We start from the raw sequence: 21,807 nt of genomic DNA on the forward strand, positions 1-21,807 counted from the left end.
AGAAAAATCACCTTTATGCGCACTGGTCAAAGGTGATTATTTGATCTTTTTATTTACTTTCTCCATTAATTCCTCTTCCGTTAATGCGGCAACCGGGCGGTTATTAACGAAGGCAAAGGTCTTTTTCCGGCCGGGTCCGCAATAGGACTGGCAGCCGATTTTGATTTCGGCATTCGGATCGATGTCTTTCAAACGAGGGATCAATGTCTTTAAATTCACGGCCTGGCAATCATCGCAAACACGAAATTCATTGGACATTTGTTACAACCCTTTCTCGGTCAATCTACTGCTATATATTATTTTATCTTATTGGTTACGTAATTAAACTCCTTAGGTATTTTACATTTTCTTGGCAGGCATTGCAAGGTACAATTCTTTGCAATCAATTAATTAAACTTTTAAAAAAATCTATTATCCTTTTAACCATTTTGGTATAAAGGCTAGAAAACTTGTCCATCCTAAGACTAGAACTTTTTTAAAAATCGAGAAAACTTATAAGGAGTTGAAACATATGAAAGTTCGTCAAGATGCATGGACAGATGAGAATGATTTGCTTTTAGCCGAAACTGTCCTCAGGCATGTAAGAGAGGGAAGTACCCAGCTGAATGCTTTTGAAGAGGTAGGCGACAAGCTGAACCGAACTTCAGCAGCCTGCGGCTTCAGATGGAATGCCGTCGTACGTCATACGTATGAAAAAGCTTTGCAATTAGCCAAAAAGCAGCGCAAGCAAAGATCAAGAGTTTTAGGTAAAGACCAAGGCGGCAAGAAAAAACTGCTTTACAGCCCGCCGGTTACTACGACTGAAGAGTTTGAGGAAATGCCGGTGTCCGTTGAGATACCAGTGGAGACTTCGAGAGAATTACCTGATATGACCGCTGAATTGGCAACTGAAACTTATGTAAAACCAGCCACAGCGCAAACCTACAGACTGCAATCAGCAGGGCTCAACCTGGATTCTGTTATCGATTACTTGCAAAACTTCAATCATTCCAATCTGCAAAATGAAGCATTAAAAAGTGAGAATGAAAGATTGAAGCGTGAAATAGCCGAGCTGCGGAAGCAGAATGAGGACATGCGTGCAAAAATCGGGGATCTCGAGCAAAATACCGAAACGATTCAAGAAGATTACGAGACCTTAATGAAGATCATGAACCGCGCCAGAAAGCTTGTTTTATTTGAAGAAGAAGAAAGACCCGCTACTAAATTCAAGATGGACCGTAATGGCAACCTAGAAAAAGTGGCCGAGTAACTAGAAAAGCGGAAGCGCCTTGAACAGGGGCGACAGGCATAAGACGAGCCGGCGAGAAGGCTCCTTTTTAGCCTTCTTGACGGATTGGCCTATGACCCCGTGCCCCTAGGCGTTGCAGCAGACAGCTAGCTTAGGGAGAAGAGGTTGGATGGCAGCATCCAATTAGAAAAGCCGTAAATCAACGTTTACGGCTTTTTTACTTGCTCATTTCGCTCTACGACTCTTTGATAGTAACCAGGCAAGAGCTCGAGTTCGAATTCATTGAGCTGGCCGGCGTAGAGTAAATCGCTGTTTTTCTTTAATTGACTCAATAGCCGGAGCATGACATCCGCAATCGAAAAGTTAGTTTGATAAAGCTCAGATAATGAGGCCATTACGTCAGGGACAATCTCAGGATAGGTGAATTTGGTTGGTTCCCCTTGTTTGGCAATTGCGTAAAACTCCCTGATCAGCTCGGCGCGATTGCTGCCGCTGCCATTGACACAAAGGTAAATCTGAACGGCTACTCCTTTTTTGAGGCGGCGCTGGGAAATACCTGCGAACTTTCTCCCGCCGATACTGAGGTCATAACTTCCCGGGCAATAAGATCCGACAATTTCCCTTGCCTCAATCTGCTGAGGGAAATCAGCAAACATTTGTTGAATCAACTGCCACATCGCCTCATAGCCGCGATTGATATCAATCCCTTTCTCAGCCTCGGGAAAAATCAGCGAGATATTGAGGACGCCTTCATCAAGAACGACGGCAAGACCGCCGGAATTCCTTACAATAGACAGATAGCCCTGGTTATGGAGAAATTGAATGCCTTCTTGTAAGAATGGCAGTTTTGTATCTTGAATGCCAAGGACGATGGTATTATGATGCACCCATGTCCTTGCAGTAGCCGGCGCTTTTCCGGCTCCGACCGAAGCACAGAGCGTATCATCAGTTCCAAATGACTGTAACGCGTGAAAATGACTGCCTATAGCAGACTGGTCAATAATCCGCCACTGTGGCTGCCGCAGTATACCTTCCATTTTTGTAGCTCCTTGAATGTTTGATAGGATAATTGTATCAAATTAAACTAGGTGTTACATTCCACATATTGTGAAATTGTCCAATAACCCTTTAAAAATGTCCAATCAGGACTGAAAAATGTCCAAAAACCCCTAAAATTTGTCCAAACTAACCAAAAAAATGTCCAAAACTGCCCCAAAAATGTCCAATCACCAAAAAAGAGCCAGCCCACCTCCGGACCAGCTCCCTAAAAACCACTTATAACCCCTGCGCCGCGGTAATTAACGCCAACTTATAGACATCTTCTTCATTACAGCCGCGGGACAGGTCATTAACCGGCTTATTCAAGCCTTGTAAAATCGGGCCCACTGCTTCAAACCCGCCTAAACGCTGGGCAATTTTGTAACCGATGTTTCCAGCTTCAAGGCTTGGGAAGATAAACACGTTCGCGTCACCCTGCAGCACAGAACCAGGTGCCTTGCTTTTAGCTACAGATGGAACAAACGCGGCATCGAATTGGAATTCCCCATCTAGCACAAGTGACGCATCACGGCGCTTCGCCTCAGCAACGGCTTCGACAACCTTTTCCGTTTCAGGGGACTTCGCCGAACCCTTCGTTGAAAACGAAAGCATCGCAATCCGCGGCTCAAGATCAAACATCTCCGCCGTCTTCGCACTTTCGATAGCTATCTCCGCTAAATCTGAGGCGTCCGGTGCAATGTTAATCGCGCAATCGGCAAACACATATTTCTCATCGCCGCGGACCATGATAAACACACCGGAAGTTTTCCGCACGCCTTCCTTAGTCTTAATGATTTGCAACGCTGGGCGGACCGTATCGGCTGTGGAGTGGGCCGCACCGCTGACCAAGCCATGCGCTTTATTTAAATACACCAGCATCGTGCCGAAATAGTTTTCATCAAGCAAGATTTTTCGCGCATCCTCTTCAGTCGCTTTACCCTTGCGGCGGTCGACAAATGCCGCGACAAGCTCATCCATTCCTGCATAGTTCGCAGGGTCATAGATTTCCGCCGCTTCCAAGGAAACACCGAACTCATCCGCTTTTGCTTGCACCTGTTCAATGTTGCCAACCAAAATCGGGGTCAGCAGCTTTTCCTCTGCCAAACGGCCGGCCGCACGAATAACCCGCTCATCCAAGCCTTCTGGAAAAACAATTTTTACATCACGTCCGGAAATCTTTTGCTTCAAGCCTTCAAATAAATCACTCACAAAACAAACCTCCCTAAAAAAACTACCTACCAAGCATACTTTACCTGACTAAAATTTCAATGATTTTACTCACAGAGAACGTTTTCACTCAAAATGTTTTTGTTTTCAAAAAATTACACTCTCACCTTTACTATTTACTATTTTTTATAAAAATATCCTTTAAGGTTTTATTAAAGCGTCTGTTGGTCAAACTATGTTATAGTTATTTAGAATGATTATTTAGGAGTGATTGTAATGAGTGAAGCAGCACAAACGCTTGATGGCTGGTATTGCCTGCATGATTTTCGTACGGTAGATTGGACGACCTGGAAGATGCTTTCGAGCGATGAGCGCCAATCGGCCATCCACGAGTTTTTAAGTCTAGTTGAAAAATGGAATACCACCCAGGAACGCAAAGAAGGCAGCCATGCCCTTTATACAATCGTTGGCCAAAAGGCTGATTTTATGATGATGATCCTTCGTCCAACCATGGAAGAATTAAATGAAATTGAAACCGAATTCAATAAAACAAAATTAGCGGAATTCACGATTCCAGCTCATTCCTATGTATCAGTCGTGGAACTGAGCAACTATTTGCCGGCCGGTGAAGACCCATACCAAAATCCGCAAATCCTTGCGCGTCTGTATCCGACGCTTCCGAAAACAAAGCATGTTTGCTTCTATCCAATGGATAAGCGCCGCCAGGGCAGTGACAACTGGTACATGCTGCCGATGGAGGAGCGCCGTAATATGATGCGCAGCCATGGCATGATCGGACGTACATATGCTGGAAAGGTGAAGCAAATCATCACTGGCTCTGTTGGTTTTGACGATTACGAATGGGGCGTAACCCTATTTGCTGAAGATGTACTTCAGTTTAAAAAGCTAATCTATGAAATGCGTTTTGATGAAGTCAGTGCGCGCTACGGTGAATTTGGAGCTTTCTTTGTCGGCAATCTGTTAGAGGAAGAACGCGTACCAAAATTCCTTCATGTTTAATTCATAAAAGCTCCGGCTTTCGCTGGGAGCTTTTTTATTTTTCCGCCTAAACCTTAAGTCATATCTTAGGACTTTCCCTCATACTAATAAAACAGCGAGTCTTGATAAAAGTCTGCAGGAACCAATTTGGGCTTTTGGGAGTATGAATAGAATGTTGAGCCACATTTTTAGGAGGGAAAAAGATGAGTCAATATTACAATCCACAAGGATTTCAGCCTTATAATCCAGCAGGGCAGCCAGGAGCAGCGGGGCAGCCTTATTACCCTGGTGCCCAACAAGGGGTTCAGCCGCCCGTCGCGGGCGTTATGCCAACGCCGCAACAAGCAGCAGCTGTAGCATCTTTACAAGCAGGCATGCTGCCAATTGAACAATCCTACATCGAAAATATTCTACGTTTGAACAAAGGCAAACTTGTCAGTGTTTTTGCCACCTTTGAAGGCAGCACGTCATGGAATTCCAAGGAATTTAGAGGAATCATTGAAGCTGCTGGAAGAGACCATGTTATTTTAAGTGATCCACAAAAAGGTACACGTTTCCTCATTCCAATGGTGGCCGTGGACTATATTACTTTCTCCGAAGAAATCGAGTACGAATATCCATATGGCGGCGGGCAACAATTAGGTACGTTCCCTCCAAGGTAAATAAAAAAGGCATTCGGACCCTGAGTCCAATGCCTTTTTTCGTTTATAAATGTTTTACCGTCCCAACGATGATCAAAATCCAAGCTGCTAAAAAACAAACGCCGCCAATTGGGGTAATCGCTCCTAAGACGCCTACCTTCGTCAAACTTAATAAGTACAAGCTGCCGCTAAATAAAATGATGCCCGCAAGCATTAACCATCCGGACCAGCTAAACAAGGAGCTGACTGGAACCTTGCCGAGAAGAAGGCCAATGATTAACAGGCCTGTGGCATGGAACATTTGATAGGTTACACCCGTTTTCCAAATATCTAAATAATGAGCATCCAGTCTATCCTTTAATCCATGTGCTCCAAAGGCACCCAGTGCAACGGCCAAAAAGGCATTGATGGCACCGATTATAATAAAGGTTTTCATCTTTTATTTTCCTTCCCTTCTTGTCTAGCTTCAGCGCCTAGGGGATCGGGGTCATAAACCCCAGTTCAAGGCGCCTCAGCTAAAAATCGAATAACGAATCGCCGTTTGCTTCGTTACCTAATTCTAATTTTTTAGGCTGCTGCAGTGATACTGGCTGATTTTGAAATACCGGCTGCGTAATAACAGGCTGGACCTGAACCTGAGTGGCTGGATTCCATGAAGCATCCCTTATACCAGGCTTTTCTTCCAGTATCAATTCGCATAATATTTTAATAGAGTAAATCTTTTCCCGCAAGCTTTCTTCCTTCTGAGCTGTTTGCGCCTGCTTTAATTCTGTTTCCATTTTGTCTAATAGTTTTTGGATGGATATATTCACGTTTGACACCTCAAAATTAAGACTCGCTTCTATTCTACCTGAGTATTGACTTTTTTACGAAAAATTAGACCGTGCGGGGTGACAATATTTTCATGTTCCACGTGAAACATGTCATTTTATGTCAAATAAAATACCCGCACCAATGTAGGCACGGGATTGAGATTATCCTAGGATTCTCTGGTAAATAGACTTCGCATGGGTCAAATCCTTTGTTCCATGAATGAGGGCGCGGCCGTCTTGAAAAATTACCATCCGCTCCGGACCCATTCCTACTGACACTAAATAAGGATTCCCTTTAACAGTATATCCAAGTGAACTAAGTTGGCCGGCAAGCTGTTCAAGTGAAATCTCTCCTGCCGAGGAAGGGCGGATTTGCACCGTATCGCGGCCGCACAGCACTGTCGTTTTCATCATATTTTCCTGGTCAAGATACGGGTAGGTCCGCTCCTCACCGCAGGACAAGCAGCCGGCAAACTTCGCCTTCGACATTTTCAAACTCGTATATTGATTTCTCCATAAATCAAAGCTGACAAACGATGTACGCACTGCCTCCCAATCCTCAGCCAATATTTTTAATGCTTCAGCCGTCTGATGGGCGATGACCATTTGTACCGCAGGAGAAATAATTCCGCCTGTATCACAGGTCATCCCCTGAAGCGGTATGCTGCGCAGAAGGCAGTTCAAGCACGGTGTTTTCCCCGGAATAATCGAAAAACTCATGCCAAAGCTGCCGACACAAGCGCCGTAAATCCACGGAACGTTATATTTTTGCGATACATCGTTCATCGCCATCCGCGTTTCAAAATTGTCGGTCGCATCAATCATTACATCCACACCACTGACGAGCTCTTCCAGCAATTCAGGGGTAGCATCACCAATGATCGCCCGGATTTCTACATCGGAATTAATGGCCCGCAGACGTTTCTCCGCAGCAGCTGCCTTCGGAAGCTTCTCGGCCACATCTTCTTCCGTGTAGAGTTGCTGCCGCTGCAGGTTACTTGCTTCGACGTAATCTCGATCGATGATGGTGATCCGACCGACGCCTGCTCGGGTCAAAACTTCAGCATTTCCTGAACCGAGCGCCCCGGCTCCGATTATTAAAACATGTTTTTCACTAATTTTCGCTTGTCCGTCTTTGCCGATGCCTGGAAAGTGGACCTGCCTTGAATAGCGTTCGTTCAAATTTTCCACCCCGCTAATAGAAAACTCGCCGTTTGGCGAGCTTAGTGCACTAATTCATTATTTTTTGCCTACTTTATTTGTGAATCTAAAAATCAACCACCGCTCACAGGCGGAATAAAAGCAATTTCATCACCGTCACGGATGACCTCGTCATTGGAAGCAAACTCTTCGTTAATCGCGGTCATGACGGTTTCCATTCGCGGCAGGTCGTACCGAGCCGCCAAGTCTGCTTTCAATTCAGCGACCGTTTTCCCGCTGGCGTCCACAGTCAGAAACTCATCGCCGACGACATCCCGTAAATGCGCAAAAAACAACACTTTATTCATTCAAGTCACTCTCCTCAGGCTTGCCGCTCGGGTAGGCAACCGTTTCGAGCTGATTACCCATCCAGGCCTCGCCGTCCTCCCAATGCTCTTTTTTCCAAATTGGGACAATTTCTTTGATGCGCTCAATTGCATAGCGGTTCGCTTCATAAGCATCAGCGCGGTGCGGCGTCGATACTGCGATCACGACCGCAACATCCGTAATATTTAAGCGCCCTACCCGGTGGGTAATCGCGACGCGGGAGCCCTCCCAACGCTCTTCTATTTCCGAACCGATCTGCTCGAGCTTCTTAACCGCCATCGCTTCATATGCTTCATAGATTAAAAATAAGGTTTTCTTGCCATGCGTTAATTCGCGGACGGTGCCGATGAAAGTGGTAATCGCGCCTGCTTCGCGCTGCACCACTTTATCAATCACCGCTTGTATATTAATCGGTTCCTTTGAAATCTCATACATTTTCATTTTGTCACCCTCCATTATATTTTAGCAGAGCCGGTCACAGCAAAGGAAAATGTTCTGCTTTAGCCCACTTTTTGGCGTCTTCGTATTCGTCAGGATGATTCATATTAAAAAAAACACGCTCAATATCGGTATTAATAAAGTTCTTAAGCTCATTTTCCGTTACAAATAAGACATGCAATCGCTCTAGCAGGTCTTTCATGCGAAGATTTCCTGTTTCGATAGATTGTGCGGCTTTCTCGGCGGCACCTTTTTTAAACGCTGCAAATAACGGATGCTGTTTTCCGTTGATGACAGGAACAACTGCATCAAATTCGCCGCACAGACTGACGAGTTTCTCTGCAAGCCTGCCGGATACAAACGGCATATCACAAGCGACAATGAAGTTCACATTATATTCGCTTACCGTTAGACCTGCATGCAGTCCAGCGAGCGGCCCCTTGCCTGGAAAGTGATCCGCCGCCATTTTTATATTCAAAAACTCATATTGTTTTGAATCATTCGTTACTAGAATGATATCATCAAACGAGTCATGAAGCGTATCACGGATTCTCTCAATATTGGTTTTCTCGTTTATTTTTAATAGGGCTTTATTTGTGCCCATCCGGCTCGATTTCCCGCCAGATAAAATAATGGCCGCCGCTTTCATGAAGCACCCTCTTTTTTCAGTTCCCCAACTGCGTTATGCCCATTTTCCTAGGCAGCAGAGGGCTATTCGATATTTTGTCTTGTATCATTCATTTTAATATAGCTGTTGTACAGTTCGCAAACTTGGATTTGCGATACGTTCTCCCCTTCATTTGTATGAATTGGATCGCTTTATGGTCTTTATTGCCACCATGAGAGGCATTCCAGGGATTTTCACATTTTCACAGCAAACCAGCTAAACGCTTGTTTCTTAAATCGTACTTTTCCATTTATTATTTGAAAGTAATTTTTATCACACTAAGAACTTGTAAATAGTAAAAATGGTTCTTTTGTCATTTTTCTGTCAACTATTGCGGATTTCTGTTAAATTTAAAAAGATGAATTATAATATAGAAGAGGTTTTCTAGAATGAGGAGGTTGATTACATAATGACAATTAATAAGGTATTAACCATTGCCGGTTCAGATTCAAGCGGTGGAGCAGGGATTCAAGCTGACCTAAAGACATTTCAAGAGCTTGGCGTATATGGAATGACAGCCCTTACCTGCATCGTAACAATGGACCCGAAAAACAATTGGCATCATGAGGTTTTCCCAATTGATGTGAATATCCTCGAAAAGCAACTGGAAACGATTCTCTCTGTCGGCATTGACGCCATGAAAACGGGGATGCTTGGAACGGTTGAAATCATCGAATTAGCGGCAAGAAAAATGGACGAGCACAAACTTGGGCGCGTCGTGATTGACCCTGTTATGGTGTGTAAAGGTGAAGATGAGGTGCTAAATCCGGAGACAGCGGATGCCATGCGTGAGCTGTTATTGCCAAGAGCCTTTGTGGTGACACCAAATCTGTTTGAAGCAGGCCAACTTGCCCGGACAGGTACACCGCGTACGCTGGATGACATGAAAAACGCCGCCGTGAAAATTCATGATTTAGGCGCGAAGCATGTCCTCATTAAAGGTGGCAGCAAGCTTCAGTCAGAAGAAAAGTCCATCGATCTTTTATATGATGGAAAGGAATTCACCATTTACGAGTCTCCAAAAATTGAGACCACCTTCACTCATGGGGCAGGCTGTACCAATTCTTCTGCTGTCACGGCTGGATTGGCAAAGGGTCTGTCCGTTTATGAAGCAGTCGATGTGGCGAAGCAATTTGTTTCAGCGGGCATCCATCAGGGCTTCCGCTTAAATGAATACGTTGGTCCGACCTGGCACGGGGCGTACCGCAGTGCCGGAGCCGTTACCGAGTATTGCGAAGATTGTTAAGAGTAAATAGTGTGGAGGAGAACCGGTGCTTTATGGTCCGGTTCTTTTTTGTGCATGTTTTTCGCATTTTTTAACAGATTTTAGTATGATGATTACATTATTAATGAAAAATATTCATTAGGTACAAAAGGGAAAGGAGACATTAGCTTTGGAGTTAATCGATATTAAAAAGGTCCAAGAAGCCATTAATCATTTTGCGAATAAAGATGTCTACATTCACCTTGAAACAACGAACGGAGCCTATGCATCCCATAAAGATCAATCTTTCTTTAATGCGGGAGCCTATATCCGGAATGCCCTTGTCCGTTATGAATTAGGGAAAATCACTGGCAAAGGACCATACCGGGTTGGTTTAAAAATTAACCTCGGCTGGGTTTATGCCGAAGGGATCACACATTTTGAAATAGATGAAGAAAATCACCTTTTGATGGCCGGCCACGACAATGAAGGAAGGCTCGCCGTTGCACTAGAAATCAGTACTACACCATTTGCTTAAGCAATGTGGAAAGGAGAATGAAGATGGAAAAAGAACGTCAAGTCCTGGTCGTTTTCCCTCACCCTGATGATGAGGCATTTGGAGTATCCGGAACGATTGCCACTCATGTGCAAAATGGAACCCCGGTGACGTATGCTTGTTTAACTCTAGGGGAAATGGGACGAAACATGGGGAATCCCCCATTTACTAATCGGGAAAACCTTCCTAAAATAAGAAAAAAAGAATTGCAGGAGGCTGCCCGGGTTCTGGGCATTCAGGATCTCAGGATGCTCGGCTTCCGCGATAAAACAATTGAATTTGAGGATGAAGATAAGCTGACAAACACCATGTCAGAACTCATTAAAGAATTAAATCCTTCCTTAATCATTACTTTTTATCCCGGCTATTCTGTTCACCCTGACCATGACGCCACCGGCGCGGCTGTCGTAAGAGCTGTTGAAAAGCTTCCTGCCGCCGCGCGGCCAACGTTACACTGTGTCGCTTTTTCAAATAATTGCGTCGAGGATCTTGGCGAGGCAGACATTATCAACAACATCGCCCCTGTGGCAGAGAAAAAGCTCGCAGCGATTCAAGCCCACCGCTCACAGACCGAGCAGATGTTTAAAGATGTGGAGGAGAAGTTGAAAAACCAAGACCCGCAAATCATGGTGTGGATTAACAATGAACGGTTTTGGACTTATAAATTTGCTAACTAAATTGAAAAGCCTGTTCTGATTATTAAAAGCCGCTCTTCTTGTTAAAAAGAGCGGCTTTTATTATTTGATCATAACTAACATGCTGCTTTCAAAAAAAATAGGGACAATTTTATAAAAAATGTCCCTATTTTTTCGTAATATTTACACCGCTTTCCTATCAGTCCTATCCTCTGACTGGAGTTCAGCAGGTACACGTTTGTTGATTCCGAAAGCATAATAGCTGATTACCACAATAGCCAGGAAGACAATACCTGCAATCAGTGAGACACGAGTGTCTTCGTTGAACCACATACCAATTAGCACTGCTGTCAGATAGCCAATGGTCAGATAGTTCGTGACAGGCGCAAAAGGCATCTTGAATGGATGGGTGGCCATTTTTGCAGCATGGACTTTCCTAAACTTGATTTGGCTGATCAAGATGACAAACCAAGGAACCATTCCAGGAAGGACACTTGCCGCATAGACGTACACAAACAGTTTTTCTGGTGCCAGATAACTTAACACTACGCCAACGCCAAGGCCGATCAGTACGCCAATTGTACCAACTAAAGGCACTCCGTTGTTTGAAACCTTTGCAAATGATTTTGGAGCTTGTCCATTGACGCCAAGAGTATAAAGCATGCGCCCTGCACTGTAGATACCGCTGTTACAGCCTGACATCGCAGCAGTGATCACAACAAAGTTAATGATTCCGGCCGCAGCTGTAATACCGATTTTTGCAAAAGTTGCTACAAAAGGGCTTCCAAGTGAAGTTAACTTATCCCAAGGATAAACAGTAACAATAACAAAAATAGCACCGATATAGAATACAAGAATACGCCAAATTGTACTTTGAATCGCGTTTCTTAATGTTTTCTGAGGATCTTTTGCTTCACCAGCTGTAATACCGATAAGCTCTACACCTTGATAAGCACCGACAACAAGTGATAGTGCAAAAAGGAAACCTTTTAAACCGCCAGTAAAGAAGCCGCCGTTTTTCCAGAGATTCGAAAGACCGATTGCCTCTCCCCCATTGCCAAAGCCGAAGAAAATCAAGCCGAAACCTGCAATAATCATCAATACAATCGTAACTACTTTAATCAAAGCAAACCAAAATTCGAATTCACCAAATGATTTAACAGAAATAAAGTTTGCAGTCCCAAGAATAACCATTGCGATAAGACCTGGAATCCATGCAGGAAGATCTGGATACCAATACTGCATATAGGTGCCGATTGCGATGACCTCCGCCATTCCCACCACTACCCACTGGAACCAATTGCTCCAAGCAGTCATATACCCCGCGATTGGATGGATATACTTATATCCAAATGTTGCAAATGAACCTGTACTAGGTTCCAAATAGAGCATTTCGCCCATGGCGCGCATAATCAAATATAGAAAAATTCCTGTAATTCCATAAGCAAGCATGACAGATGGACCCGTCCAGCCTATTGTGCTTGAAGATCCCATAAATAGACCTACACCAATCGTTCCGCCTAAAGCAATCATTTGAATATGGCGAGAACTTAAACCCCTGCTCAATTCCTTGTTTGCCATTCCTTTTCCTCCTTTGCCCTGTCCACCAAAATCTTAAAAGAATTGTAGATCCCAAATGATTGTCCTCTTAGAAAATACAATTGTCTTTTTTATATGGATAGATTATAATAGTTTTGTTTGAAGGCGACAACTTCTTACCCCGTTTTTTTAAAGCCGTGAATTTTGAAAAAATTAATAGGCCAATGCAAGCTCCCTAAAAGGAATGCCTAGTTTCTCAGATAAGTTTTCTAGCATATCTTTCGTCATTCGATCCAAGTCATATTGTGGATTGAAATTCCATTCTTCACGTGCAGCAGATGCATCAATGCTATTTGGCCATGTGTCTGCAATGCCTTGGCGCACAGGATCAACATTGTATGACATTTCGAATTCAGGAATGAATTTCTTAATTGATGCAGCAATTTGCTCCGGCTCAAAGCTCATAGCAGTTATGTTAAATGCGTTGCGGTGCTTCAATCTAGACGGGTCTGCCTCCATCAAATGAATGATTGCATCGATTGCATCAGGCATATACATCATGTCCATAAAAGTTCCTTTGCTAATGAAGGATGTATATTTTTTGTTTTTAAGTGCTTCATAGTATATATCTACGGCGTAGTCGGTTGTTCCTCCACCAGGAAGAGTCTTGTATGAGATTAATCCAGGGAACCTTACTCCGCGTACATCTACACCGTATTTAGTGAAATAGTAGTCACAAAGCAATTCTCCGGCTACCTTTGTGACTCCATACATAGTGGCCGGTCTTTGAACCGTATCCTGCGGTGTCATATCGGCCGGCGTTCCAGGTCCGAAAGCAGCGATGGAGCTGGGTGTAAAGAGTTTTAGATTTAACTCACGGGAAACTTCAAGGGCGTTCATAAGACCTCCCATATTCAAATCCCATGCGAATTTTGGTTTTGCTTCACCTACTGCTGACAATAAAGCGGCAAGATGCATAAGGGTATCCACTTCATATTTGTTGCAAAGGCTCCGCATTGCTTCGTAATCCATAACATCAAGGATTTCAAATGTACCGCCTTCAATGACGGGATTGCCTTCAATATGGCGAATATCTGTTGCAATTACGTTTTCTGTTCCGTACACTTCTCGGAGACGGTGCGTCAATTCGGAACCGATTTGACCGAGACTTCCAGTAATAAGAATTTTTTTCATTTGAAGGGACCTCCTAAGGTGTCTTTTACAATCAAGCATAGGTATTGGAAGCGATTTCAATTAAAACCGTAAAAAAAATATTATGTTTCATATAGTCAGTGCCATTCTATTATCCTATTTAAATACTGTCAATACTCCTCGGAAAAGTCTAACTATTCTGAATACTCATTTGTCGTTCGAAAGACCTAGATGAATAAAGAATCTTCATTTCCAGTGATGCCTGTGTGGCGTATAAATAGGAAAGCCCTTCGTACGGCGAAGGGCTTTTTAGACGTTATTTCCAAAAAAAGAGGTCTATTTGTCCAAATCTCTCAAGAGAATGGCGAATCTATTAATAATCTCTGTGCAGCAATGTGCAAAACCGGCACCAATCTAGAATAATGATTTTCCGTGATTTCAAATCAATCATTTCCTCTTTTTTCAGCCGTGAAAATACCCGGCTCACGCTTTCTCGAGAAGTTCCGACCACAGTGGCAAATTCCTGAACGGTTAGCGGAATTTCAATATTCCATCTGTTAACCCCTGTATTAAACTTCTTCCCAAGCCTCTCCAGCATCTTCACAGTTTTTGCATAAACATCGAGCAGGGCAACGTCCCGTAATTGCGAGGTCATTTCCCTAAGCGTATCGCTCATATAACGAATCATTTGCATCGCAAGCTCAGGGTGCTGGAATAGCTCCTGCTCCAATTCCTGCTTATCCAAAAAGAGCAGCTTCCCGTCCTGAAGCATCGTCGCCGTGGCCGGGTAGCATTCTGTCCTTTGCGTGAACAAGCATGCCTCTGCGAAGACATCCCCTTTTTGTTTCACACAAACAATGATTTCATTTCCGTTTTCATCCTGTTTCGTCAGCTTAACCGCGCCGGAGTGAACAAAATATACTCCTTTGGCGATTTGTTCCTCTGTAATTACCTGATCCCCTTTTTTTAGCTCGAGCGTTTGGATTCGTTTTTCGATTACTGTTAGTGATTTTTCCGATAGATCCTTAAAGATGACAATTTTCCGAAGTAAATCCGCCTGTTTTACCTCTTGATAGATTGCAAAATGCGGATCGTTTAAGCAATCAATTCGCTGCATATATCCCACCACCTTTTTTGATGTTAAATTTGCATGTTGATTTCCGCTCCAATCAACATGGGGCAACATTCAAACTGTATTTACAACTATTGTAAACCTCTTATCTAAATGATGTTGTGACGAGATTCACAAAACGTTCATTTTTTTAAAATCGCGCTATTTCTAGGGTTTGCGAGCCCTTTCACAGAACGTTCAAAAACAACCGAAACGGTGTGAGGTACATCACAATTTAATCGACCCTCCGCGGGTAGGATAAAATTGTTCATTAGACAAAAAGGAGGGTCAAAACAAAATGAATAAAGCCATTATAAGTTTTGTCATTTGCGCGTTGCTTGGCTTTGGTTTAGGCTACCTTGTTTTTGGTGTCATCATGGGAGACTCCGAAAAACAGCCGCAAACCGCTCAAGCTGATACTAAGCAAACAACGACTACAACCACAGAAGTTAAAGAGGAACCAGCAAAAACTTCATCAGCAAACGAGGATAACATCCTTAATAAAAAAGGATGCCTTGGCTGTCACAGCGTGGAGGCTCTTAATCTAAAAGGCGGCGCCGTCGGACCGGATCTTTCCCAAGCCTTTGTTAATGTGGAAGGCAAGCACGGCAAGCCGATCGAAGAATTCTTAAAGGCGCCTACTTCAGCAGTTATGTCTGGCGTCATCGGTAAAAATCCATTAACAGATGACGAGCGCAAGCAGGTCCTTGATCTTCTTAAGCAAGCATCTGAAGCAAAATAATCAAAAGGTGGTGTAAGAAAATGAAAAAATGGATTCCAATCGCATCGGGATTACTTGCCGGCTTTGTAGCTGCGACAATCTCCTTTGCTGATTTTTCCGCAAAGACCAATACGGATGCTGCATTTGCAGGCAATAAAAGCGATGCAGAAAAGGTATATGTTCCATATGGTAAAAAAGATGATTACTATCTGTTCGCATCAGGCGGACACTCTGGACAAATGTTTATTTACGGTGTTCCATCGATGCGTCATATTCGTACCGTTCCAGTATTCTCACCAGATTCGGCAACAGGATATGGCTTTGATGAGCACTCCAAAAAATTAATGGGTGATTATACATGGGGAGACCTTCACCACCCAGCCTTCTCGGAAACAAACGGGGACTATGACGGTAAATTTATGTTTGCAACGGACGTTGGTAACAGCCGTGCCGCTGCCATGGATTTAAAAACCTTCACTGTAAAAGACATTATTCAAGTTCCGAACACAAGCGGTCCGCACTGTGCGGCCTTCGTTACCGAAAATACCGAGTACATGTTCCTGCCAACTCGTTTCGCTGTACCGCTTGGTCAAAAGTACGAATCACTAGATGACTACAGCACGAAATACCGCGGTGTAATGTCTGCCGTAACGTTCGACCAAAACAAAGAAAAGCTCAATATTGCTTATCAAGTGGCGCTTCCGCCATGGTCCTACGACCTTTCTGATGCTGGTAAAAAAATCTCCAAGGATTGGGCTGTACTAACGACTTATAATACAGAGGAAGCAACGACAAACCTTGAAATTAACGCGTCACAGGCGGACCGTGACTATATTGTTCTTTTTAACTGGAAAGAGCTTGAGAAAATGGTCAAGGACGGCAAGTATGAGGATGTAAACGGCCAAAAAATGATATTCCCTGAAAAACAAAAAGGCGGCATCTATTTAATTCCGGTTGCGAAGTCACCGCACGGCGTTGATGTAACGCCAGACGGCACACGCTTCATTGCTTCCGGTAAACTAGCGCCTACGATGACTGTATTCTCATTTAAAAAAGCATTTAAAGCAATTGAAAACAAAGACTTTGCCGGCGATCGCAACGGTATTCCGATTCTTAACTACAAATCTGTTATGGAAAGAGAAGTTAACCCAGAAAACGCGCTTGGACCGCTTCATACTCAATTTGATGACAAAGGCATGGCGTATACAACGATGTTCATCTCTTCTGAGGTTGTAAAATGGGATCCAAACACTGGTAAAACTTTAGACCGTGTACCTGTACAATACTCTCCAGGTCACTCTGTAGCTGCTGAAGGCGACACCGTTTCACCGGATGGTAAATACCTAGTTGCCCTTAACAAGATTGCGAAAGACAGCTACTTGTCTGTTGGTCCTTCACACCCTGAGTCCATGCAGTTAATTGACATCAGCGGCAAAATGAAGGTCATCCAATCTGCTCCAGTTAACCCAGAGCCGCACTACGCACAAATGATTAAAGCCGATAAGATCAAGACGATTAACGTTTACCCTAAGGATGAAAAGAACAAAGACGCTGTTTATAAAAAGTCTGATGCACGAATTGTCCGCAATGGAAACAAAGTCGATGTATATGGAATCGCGATGCGCTCGAAGTTTATCTTTGATGCAAAAGCAAAACGCCCTGATGTAATTGAAGTCAATGAGGGCGATCAAGTCACCATCCATTTGACGAATATTGATTTCGATGAAGACATCACACACGGCTTTGCGATCAACAGCTATAACTTAAACATGGAAGTACAGCCTGGCCAGACAAACACAATGAAATTTACCGCCAAAAAAGCCGGTACCTTCCCGCTTTACTGTTCAAACTTCTGTTCCGCCCTACACCAGGAAATGACAGGTTACTTCCTAGTAAAACCAAAGAATTAAACATTGGTGGCGGGTATCAATTAGGTCAATTGATACCCTCGCCTTTTCCTTAATTAACACTATATTAGGAGTGGTTAACTTGATTGGCACTAGTAAAAAGTTATCAGTGGTTTCTTCCTTAATTTTAACGGTATCAGCCATTTTGATTGCAGGCTCTCTCTTTTTCCCGTGGTGGAAAATGGTGTTCATTGCCCCGCAATATCCAGAAGGGCTTAATATCATTGTTTTTCCGAATAAGCTTGAGGGGCAAATTGATATCGTTAACGGACTGAATCACTATATCGGAATGGCCAACTTTAGTGAAGCAAACTTCCCTGAGCTTCAATATCTGCCTTATTTAATTGGCGGCTTAGCAGCTATCACTCTATTAACAGCGCTGCTTCGAAAAAAACAGGTTCTTTATGGATTGATTAGCATTTTTGCCATTGGCGGCCTGCTCGGAGTCCTTGACCTCCATTCCGCCTTGAAAAAATTTGGAACGAATTTAAGCCCAGAAGCACCGATTAAAATCGATCCCTTTATCCCTCCGATTTTGGGTCACAATACGATTGCCAACTTTCATACAACCAGCCTGTTTGGGACTGGGATGTATCTCGTGATTGCTGCGTTTCTATTATTACTAATTCCGTTATGGAAGGATCGAAAATAAAATGAAAAAACTCACGCTCATCTCTTTAGTTTTTTCTCTTCTTTTTTTCATCAAACCTGAGAAAAATATGGCAGCCGAAAACTTACAAGCGATAATCGACTCCATGAAAGAGGGGGCGGTATTGAGACTTGAAAATAAAACCTATCAGGGCAATATCGTCATTAACAAAAGTATGACGATTATTGGCTCAAGTAATACCGTGATCAAGGGAGACGGAACAGGAAATGTCATTTCCATTAAAGCTCCGAACGTAAAGCTTAGCCACCTTACCGTGAGCCACAGCAGTATGGATCGCAATTCGGCTGAAGAATATGCAGGCATCAAGATCTATACAAACAAGAATGTGGTGGAAGATGTCAAGATCCGCCATTCCTTTCACGGCATTTATTTAAGTCAGGCTCACGATAATATCATCCGTAATAATAACATCAAAGGCTTGGGCAAAGGAGAAATTGCCGCCCAGGGTAACGGACTTCACATTTATTATGCCAATGATAATCTGCTCGAGAACAATACGATCGACGGCACCCGCGACGGGATGTTTTTCGATTATGCCAATAACAATAAAAGCTATGAAAACAACATTACAAACACACGTTACGGTCTGCATTACATGTATTCCGATGAAAATATTTTTAAGAAAAATACCTTTACCATGAACACCGGCGGCGCAGCCATCATGAACTCGAACCATCTTAAATTAGAAGATAATCAATTTATTGTTAACTATGGAAATCAATCGTTTGGCTTAATGCTTCTTCAAGCCAACGATAATTATATAGCGGGAAACACGTTTTACATGAACCAGCGGGGCCTGTACATTGATCAGTCAACGCGAAACACCATTAAGGACAACCATATCGTCCAGAACCAAATCGGCATTGAACTGTGGGCGAGCTCCAATGACCAGACGTTCACGTTAAATCACATCTCTGAAAATACGATTCCTGCTGTAACCCTTGGAGGAACAGGCGAGCATAATTCCTGGAGCAAGCGCGGAATGGGCAATGATTGGGGACGCGCGTTTCCGCTCACCGATTTAAACCAGGACGGTATCGGGGATTTTCCGGTCACCTATCGTTCCTCGTTATATCAATTAATCGAGGATCAAGAACTAACGTATTTATTTTTAAAAAGTCCAGCAATATCGATCTATGAAAAAATCAATGCCACGCTGAAGGAAGAGGATACGATGTTTAAAGATCCGTATCCGTTAGCTGCCGAAAAAGGCAAGCCGCATACGATTCTATTTTTCGCTCTAGGAGTGCTGGCGGTATTGATTTTACTAAAGGGGAGACAAAGGCTATGCATTACATTTGGAAGGAATGGAAGGAAAATTTAAGGGGTAAAGGCCTGTGGCTCAGTTTAAGCATCATCGTGCTCTTAAGCGTTAGTATTTTGTTCCGCTCGACCAACCTTTCATTTGATAAAGGCTTTTATATTCTATTAATCAATTTGTTCGATACGCTGATCTACTTTATCCCAATCCTGTGTTTGTTTATCGGCGCCTTTTCGATTTTCCAGGAAAAGGAACAGAAAACGCTAATTATGCTGCTGACGAAGAAGGACGATTACACCAGCTTTTTGGTTCGAAAAAGCCTTGGGCTTTATACCGTTGTTCTTGTTCCGATCCTTACTTGTTTTTTTATCTATCTATTATTATTAAAATTTAACTTTCAACTTGATATCAAAAGCTATTTGATTTTTATGACTGCTGTTATTTGCATGGCGCTAGTGTTTTTGCAAATGGGAACAGCGATTGGCAGCTTTAGCCGCTCTCGGATGCAAATTTTAGGGATTACGATTTTTGTCTGGTTTTACTTTTTCTTCTTGCATGATTTTATTCTGCTATCCTTTTTGCCGGATGTTCAGTATGAAAATGTCAAATTCTTCTCTGCGGTTTATTTCTTAAATCCGCTGCAGTCGGTCAGGATGTTTTTAGAAACCGGCATGGGCGTCTATTCCTTCGGCCATATGTCGAGACTTCTTCAAGCATTTATGTGGACGAAGCCGGTGTTCTTTTTACTCGGAAATTTGATTTTCTGGCTTGCAGTTTCTTTTAGTACAGCGATTGTTTTTAACCGCAAGGAGGGCTATGAATGATTAAAGTGACAAATTTAAACCAATCCTTCGGGAAAAAGACGGTATTGGATTCGATTTCAATCGAGATTGCAAAAAATGAAATCTGTGCCCTAGTCGGCCGAAACGGCGCCGGTAAATCAACATTTATTAACAGCCTGCTCGGACTGCTCCCGGTTAAGCAGGGGACGATCTCGATAAACGGAATCGAAGTCACGAAAAAAAGTCAGGTATGGAAAAAGACCATTGCTTACCTTCCTGAAAAATTTATGCTGTATCCGATGCTGACCGGGCTTGAAAACATGACGTTTTTTGCGGAAGCGGTTTTTAAAAAGGCCGACCTTGGCCGGATGGAACAGGTCTTGAAATCGGTAAGTCTTTGGGACGACCGGGATGTCCAAGTTAAGTCCTACTCAAAAGGAATGCTGCAGCGCCTTGGCTTAGCCATCACACTCTATCAGGATGCGAGCATTCTGATTCTTGATGAACCGACAAGCGGCATCGACCCGATGGGGAGAAAGGAAATTTTGGAGGTCCTTCGAAATCTTCATGATAAAACCATCCTGCTTTCCTCGCACCATCTCGATGAAATCAAACAGGTCTGCACACACGTTGCTTATTTAGATAATGGAAAAATGGAAAAATATACAGTTGAGGAATTTTTACAAACTCACCAATTAGGAGGGAATGAGTCATGATGAAACGCCTAATATTCCCCTTGCTACTGCTGATTGCCCTCTTGGCCGGCTGCAGCACGGGGCCTGAATATAAAGTCGAAGTTACAAAAGATCTTTATTTCCAAAAGGACACGGCGCTGCCGTTTGAGATTAAAGTAACCGACCATAAAAAAGCGGTGAAAGGGCTGGATGTTTCAGCTCAGCTATCAATGACAAATATGGACCACGGCACTTATGATGTGAAGTTAGAGGAAGGGAAAAATGGTACTTACTCAGGTAGTGTAAAGCTGCCAATGGGCGGCAAATATGAAGCAGCGATTACGCTCAAAAAAGATAGGAAAAAAACGGAGGATGTCATCAACCTTGACGTCACAAAGCCTAAAGGTGTTGCCAAAATTAATGGTGAATGGATAACGAATGACGACATTGCTTTTTATCAGTTTATCAATCAGCTTCAGCTGGAAATCAACCGCGAAGCGGCCAAGAAAAAATATACCGGCAAGCAGTTAGAGGAAGAACTAGCCTATCTTGATTCACAGGAAAAAATCAACGATGATAAAAACCAATTATTAACGCAGATTATCCGTCTGCGTGCGATGGCGATGCTGGCCAATGAAAAGGGCCATAAGGCTACAGATGCCGAAGTCGAACAGGCCATAGGCAAAGCTCGAGATCAGTATAACGCCTTCGAATCTGCCAAAAGCTTGATTAAGGAGTACGGCGAAGATAAGTTTTGGGCAACCGAAAAGCAGCAGTATCAATTAATCGTTCTTTCTCAAAAGGTGCAAAAGGACGTCATTGAAAAGGTCAAAAAGGAAAACCCGAAAGTTGGCGAACAAGAAGTCTACTATTTAGCTCAAAAAGAATACGAGGACCTGCTAGTGTCGCAGGTAAATTCGCTAAAAATTGAAATTCTCTAAAATGGCACGAATCTCAGGTCACTTCTACAACCAAAAGTGACCTTCTTTGTCTATATTGGAGACCCTCAACAACAAACAGCAATTTTAATTAACGGATAGCGCCACCCAATTGGCGGATATGCTACTTTAATTGGCGG

The 21,807-nt window shown here is 43.3% G+C and carries 25 protein-coding genes; 13 read left to right on the plus strand and 12 right to left on the minus strand.

Annotated elements, in window-relative coordinates; genetic code table 11:
• Nucleotides 1-36: 36 nt before the first annotated feature.
• Complete coding sequence (locus AC59HZ_RS20420; RefSeq protein ID WP_289986904.1) at nt 37-258, minus strand: YuzB family protein; 222 nt, start codon at nt 256-258, stop codon at nt 37-39.
• 253 nt (nt 259-511) lie between these two features.
• Between AC59HZ_RS20420 and AC59HZ_RS20425 the strand changes: the two genes are divergently transcribed.
• Nucleotides 512-1,249, plus strand: coding sequence for an RsfA family transcriptional regulator (locus AC59HZ_RS20425; RefSeq protein WP_496547621.1), 738 nt, complete (start codon nt 512-514; stop codon nt 1,247-1,249).
• Nucleotides 1,250-1,434: 185 nt separating this feature from the next.
• Here the strand turns inward: AC59HZ_RS20425 and lipL are convergent, their stop codons facing one another.
• Nucleotides 1,435-2,265 (minus strand): octanoyl-[GcvH]:protein N-octanoyltransferase, encoded by an 831-nt coding sequence (gene lipL / locus AC59HZ_RS20430; protein WP_496547622.1) that lies wholly within the window; start codon nt 2,263-2,265, stop codon nt 1,435-1,437.
• 238 nt (nt 2,266-2,503) lie between these two features.
• Complete coding sequence (gene pta / locus AC59HZ_RS20435) at nt 2,504-3,475, minus strand: phosphate acetyltransferase (RefSeq protein WP_496547623.1); 972 nt, start codon at nt 3,473-3,475, stop codon at nt 2,504-2,506.
• 234 nt (nt 3,476-3,709) lie between these two features.
• On the opposite strand from pta, the gene hemQ reads away from it, so the two are divergent.
• Both hemQ and gerQ read left to right on the plus strand, forming a co-directional pair.
• Nucleotides 3,710-4,453, plus strand: coding sequence for a hydrogen peroxide-dependent heme synthase (gene hemQ, locus AC59HZ_RS20440; protein WP_430063906.1), 744 nt, complete (start codon nt 3,710-3,712; stop codon nt 4,451-4,453).
• A gap of 182 nt (nt 4,454-4,635) precedes the next feature.
• Nucleotides 4,636-5,094: a spore coat protein GerQ gene (gene gerQ / locus AC59HZ_RS20445; RefSeq protein ID WP_496547624.1), complete on the plus strand. Its 459-nt coding sequence runs from the start codon at nt 4,636-4,638 to the stop codon at nt 5,092-5,094.
• A 43-nt stretch (nt 5,095-5,137) separates the two neighbouring features.
• Here the strand turns inward: gerQ and AC59HZ_RS20450 are convergent, their stop codons facing one another.
• The 6 genes from AC59HZ_RS20450 to mobA form a co-directional block, all read right to left on the minus strand.
• Nucleotides 5,138-5,509, minus strand: coding sequence for a DUF423 domain-containing protein (locus AC59HZ_RS20450; RefSeq protein WP_335445303.1), 372 nt, complete (start codon nt 5,507-5,509; stop codon nt 5,138-5,140).
• A 79-nt stretch (nt 5,510-5,588) separates the two neighbouring features.
• Complete coding sequence (locus AC59HZ_RS20455; RefSeq protein ID WP_496547625.1) at nt 5,589-5,885, minus strand: YwdI family protein; 297 nt, start codon at nt 5,883-5,885, stop codon at nt 5,589-5,591.
• Between the two features lie 162 nt (nt 5,886-6,047).
• The gene (locus AC59HZ_RS20460) at nt 6,048-7,067 is read right to left on the minus strand and encodes a thiazole biosynthesis adenylyltransferase ThiF (protein ID WP_496547737.1); all 1,020 of its coding nucleotides are present in this window, start codon (nt 7,065-7,067) and stop codon (nt 6,048-6,050) included.
• A 92-nt stretch (nt 7,068-7,159) separates the two neighbouring features.
• Nucleotides 7,160-7,393 (minus strand): molybdopterin converting factor subunit 1, encoded by a 234-nt coding sequence (gene moaD / locus AC59HZ_RS20465; protein WP_496547626.1) that lies wholly within the window; start codon nt 7,391-7,393, stop codon nt 7,160-7,162.
• The gene (locus tag AC59HZ_RS20470; RefSeq protein ID WP_496547627.1) at nt 7,386-7,853 is read right to left on the minus strand and encodes a molybdenum cofactor biosynthesis protein MoaE; all 468 of its coding nucleotides are present in this window, start codon (nt 7,851-7,853) and stop codon (nt 7,386-7,388) included. Before AC59HZ_RS20470 ends, moaD begins: the two co-directional genes overlap by 8 nt.
• Before the next feature lie 34 nt (nt 7,854-7,887).
• Complete coding sequence (gene mobA / locus AC59HZ_RS20475) at nt 7,888-8,499, minus strand: molybdenum cofactor guanylyltransferase (protein ID WP_496547628.1); 612 nt, start codon at nt 8,497-8,499, stop codon at nt 7,888-7,890.
• A gap of 427 nt (nt 8,500-8,926) precedes the next feature.
• Here mobA and pdxK point away from each other — a divergent pair, with 427 nt between their 5' ends.
• The 3 genes from pdxK to bshB2 all read left to right on the plus strand — a co-directional run bounded on the left by pdxK (nt 8,927) and on the right by bshB2 (nt 10,954).
• Nucleotides 8,927-9,763, plus strand: a complete 837-nt coding sequence (gene pdxK, locus AC59HZ_RS20480; protein ID WP_496547629.1) for a pyridoxine/pyridoxal/pyridoxamine kinase — start codon at nt 8,927-8,929, stop codon at nt 9,761-9,763.
• A gap of 148 nt (nt 9,764-9,911) precedes the next feature.
• Nucleotides 9,912-10,259 carry a YojF family protein gene (locus AC59HZ_RS20485; protein ID WP_496547630.1) on the plus strand — a complete coding sequence of 116 codons (348 nt, stop codon included), beginning with the start codon at nt 9,912-9,914 and terminating at the stop codon, nt 10,257-10,259.
• Nucleotides 10,260-10,282: 23 nt separating this feature from the next.
• Nucleotides 10,283-10,954, plus strand: a complete 672-nt coding sequence (gene bshB2 / locus AC59HZ_RS20490) for a bacillithiol biosynthesis deacetylase BshB2 (protein WP_496547631.1) — start codon at nt 10,283-10,285, stop codon at nt 10,952-10,954.
• A gap of 141 nt (nt 10,955-11,095) precedes the next feature.
• Here bshB2 and AC59HZ_RS20495 read toward each other — a convergent pair whose 3' ends face one another.
• From AC59HZ_RS20495 to AC59HZ_RS20505, 3 genes are all read right to left on the minus strand, one after another.
• The gene (locus AC59HZ_RS20495; protein WP_496547632.1) at nt 11,096-12,493 is read right to left on the minus strand and encodes an amino acid permease; all 1,398 of its coding nucleotides are present in this window, start codon (nt 12,491-12,493) and stop codon (nt 11,096-11,098) included.
• Nucleotides 12,494-12,664: 171 nt separating this feature from the next.
• Complete coding sequence (locus AC59HZ_RS20500) at nt 12,665-13,645, minus strand: L-threonine 3-dehydrogenase (protein WP_496547633.1); 981 nt, start codon at nt 13,643-13,645, stop codon at nt 12,665-12,667.
• A gap of 331 nt (nt 13,646-13,976) precedes the next feature.
• Nucleotides 13,977-14,720 carry a Crp/Fnr family transcriptional regulator gene (locus tag AC59HZ_RS20505; protein ID WP_496547634.1) on the minus strand — a complete coding sequence of 248 codons (744 nt, stop codon included), beginning with the start codon at nt 14,718-14,720 and terminating at the stop codon, nt 13,977-13,979.
• A 292-nt stretch (nt 14,721-15,012) separates the two neighbouring features.
• Between AC59HZ_RS20505 and AC59HZ_RS20510 the strand changes: the two genes are divergently transcribed.
• The 7 genes from AC59HZ_RS20510 (at nt 15,013) to AC59HZ_RS20540 (ending at nt 21,670) form a co-directional block, all read left to right on the plus strand.
• A complete protein-coding gene (locus tag AC59HZ_RS20510) occupies nt 15,013-15,456 on the plus strand; it encodes a cytochrome C (protein WP_496547635.1) in 444 nt (147 codons plus the stop codon).
• 20 nt (nt 15,457-15,476) lie between these two features.
• Complete coding sequence (gene nosZ / locus AC59HZ_RS20515; protein ID WP_496547636.1) at nt 15,477-17,345, plus strand: Sec-dependent nitrous-oxide reductase; 1,869 nt, start codon at nt 15,477-15,479, stop codon at nt 17,343-17,345.
• A 79-nt stretch (nt 17,346-17,424) separates the two neighbouring features.
• Nucleotides 17,425-17,994 (plus strand): hypothetical protein, encoded by a 570-nt coding sequence (locus AC59HZ_RS20520; protein ID WP_496547637.1) that lies wholly within the window; start codon nt 17,425-17,427, stop codon nt 17,992-17,994.
• 1 nt (nt 17,995) lies between these two features.
• Nucleotides 17,996-19,336 (plus strand): nitrous oxide reductase family maturation protein NosD, encoded by a 1,341-nt coding sequence (nosD, locus tag AC59HZ_RS20525; RefSeq protein WP_496547638.1) that lies wholly within the window; start codon nt 17,996-17,998, stop codon nt 19,334-19,336.
• The gene (locus AC59HZ_RS20530) at nt 19,300-20,097 is read left to right on the plus strand and encodes an ABC transporter permease (protein ID WP_496547639.1); all 798 of its coding nucleotides are present in this window, start codon (nt 19,300-19,302) and stop codon (nt 20,095-20,097) included. Before nosD ends, AC59HZ_RS20530 begins: the two co-directional genes overlap by 37 nt.
• Complete coding sequence (locus AC59HZ_RS20535; RefSeq protein ID WP_496547640.1) at nt 20,094-20,771, plus strand: ABC transporter ATP-binding protein; 678 nt, start codon at nt 20,094-20,096, stop codon at nt 20,769-20,771. The genes AC59HZ_RS20530 and AC59HZ_RS20535 overlap by 4 nt, the downstream gene beginning before the upstream one ends.
• Nucleotides 20,768-21,670 (plus strand): FixH family protein, encoded by a 903-nt coding sequence (locus AC59HZ_RS20540; RefSeq protein ID WP_496547641.1) that lies wholly within the window; start codon nt 20,768-20,770, stop codon nt 21,668-21,670. The genes AC59HZ_RS20535 and AC59HZ_RS20540 overlap by 4 nt, the downstream gene beginning before the upstream one ends.
• Nucleotides 21,671-21,807: the final 137 nt, after the last annotated feature.

The organism is Neobacillus sp. DZ-9, assembly GCF_059587065.1.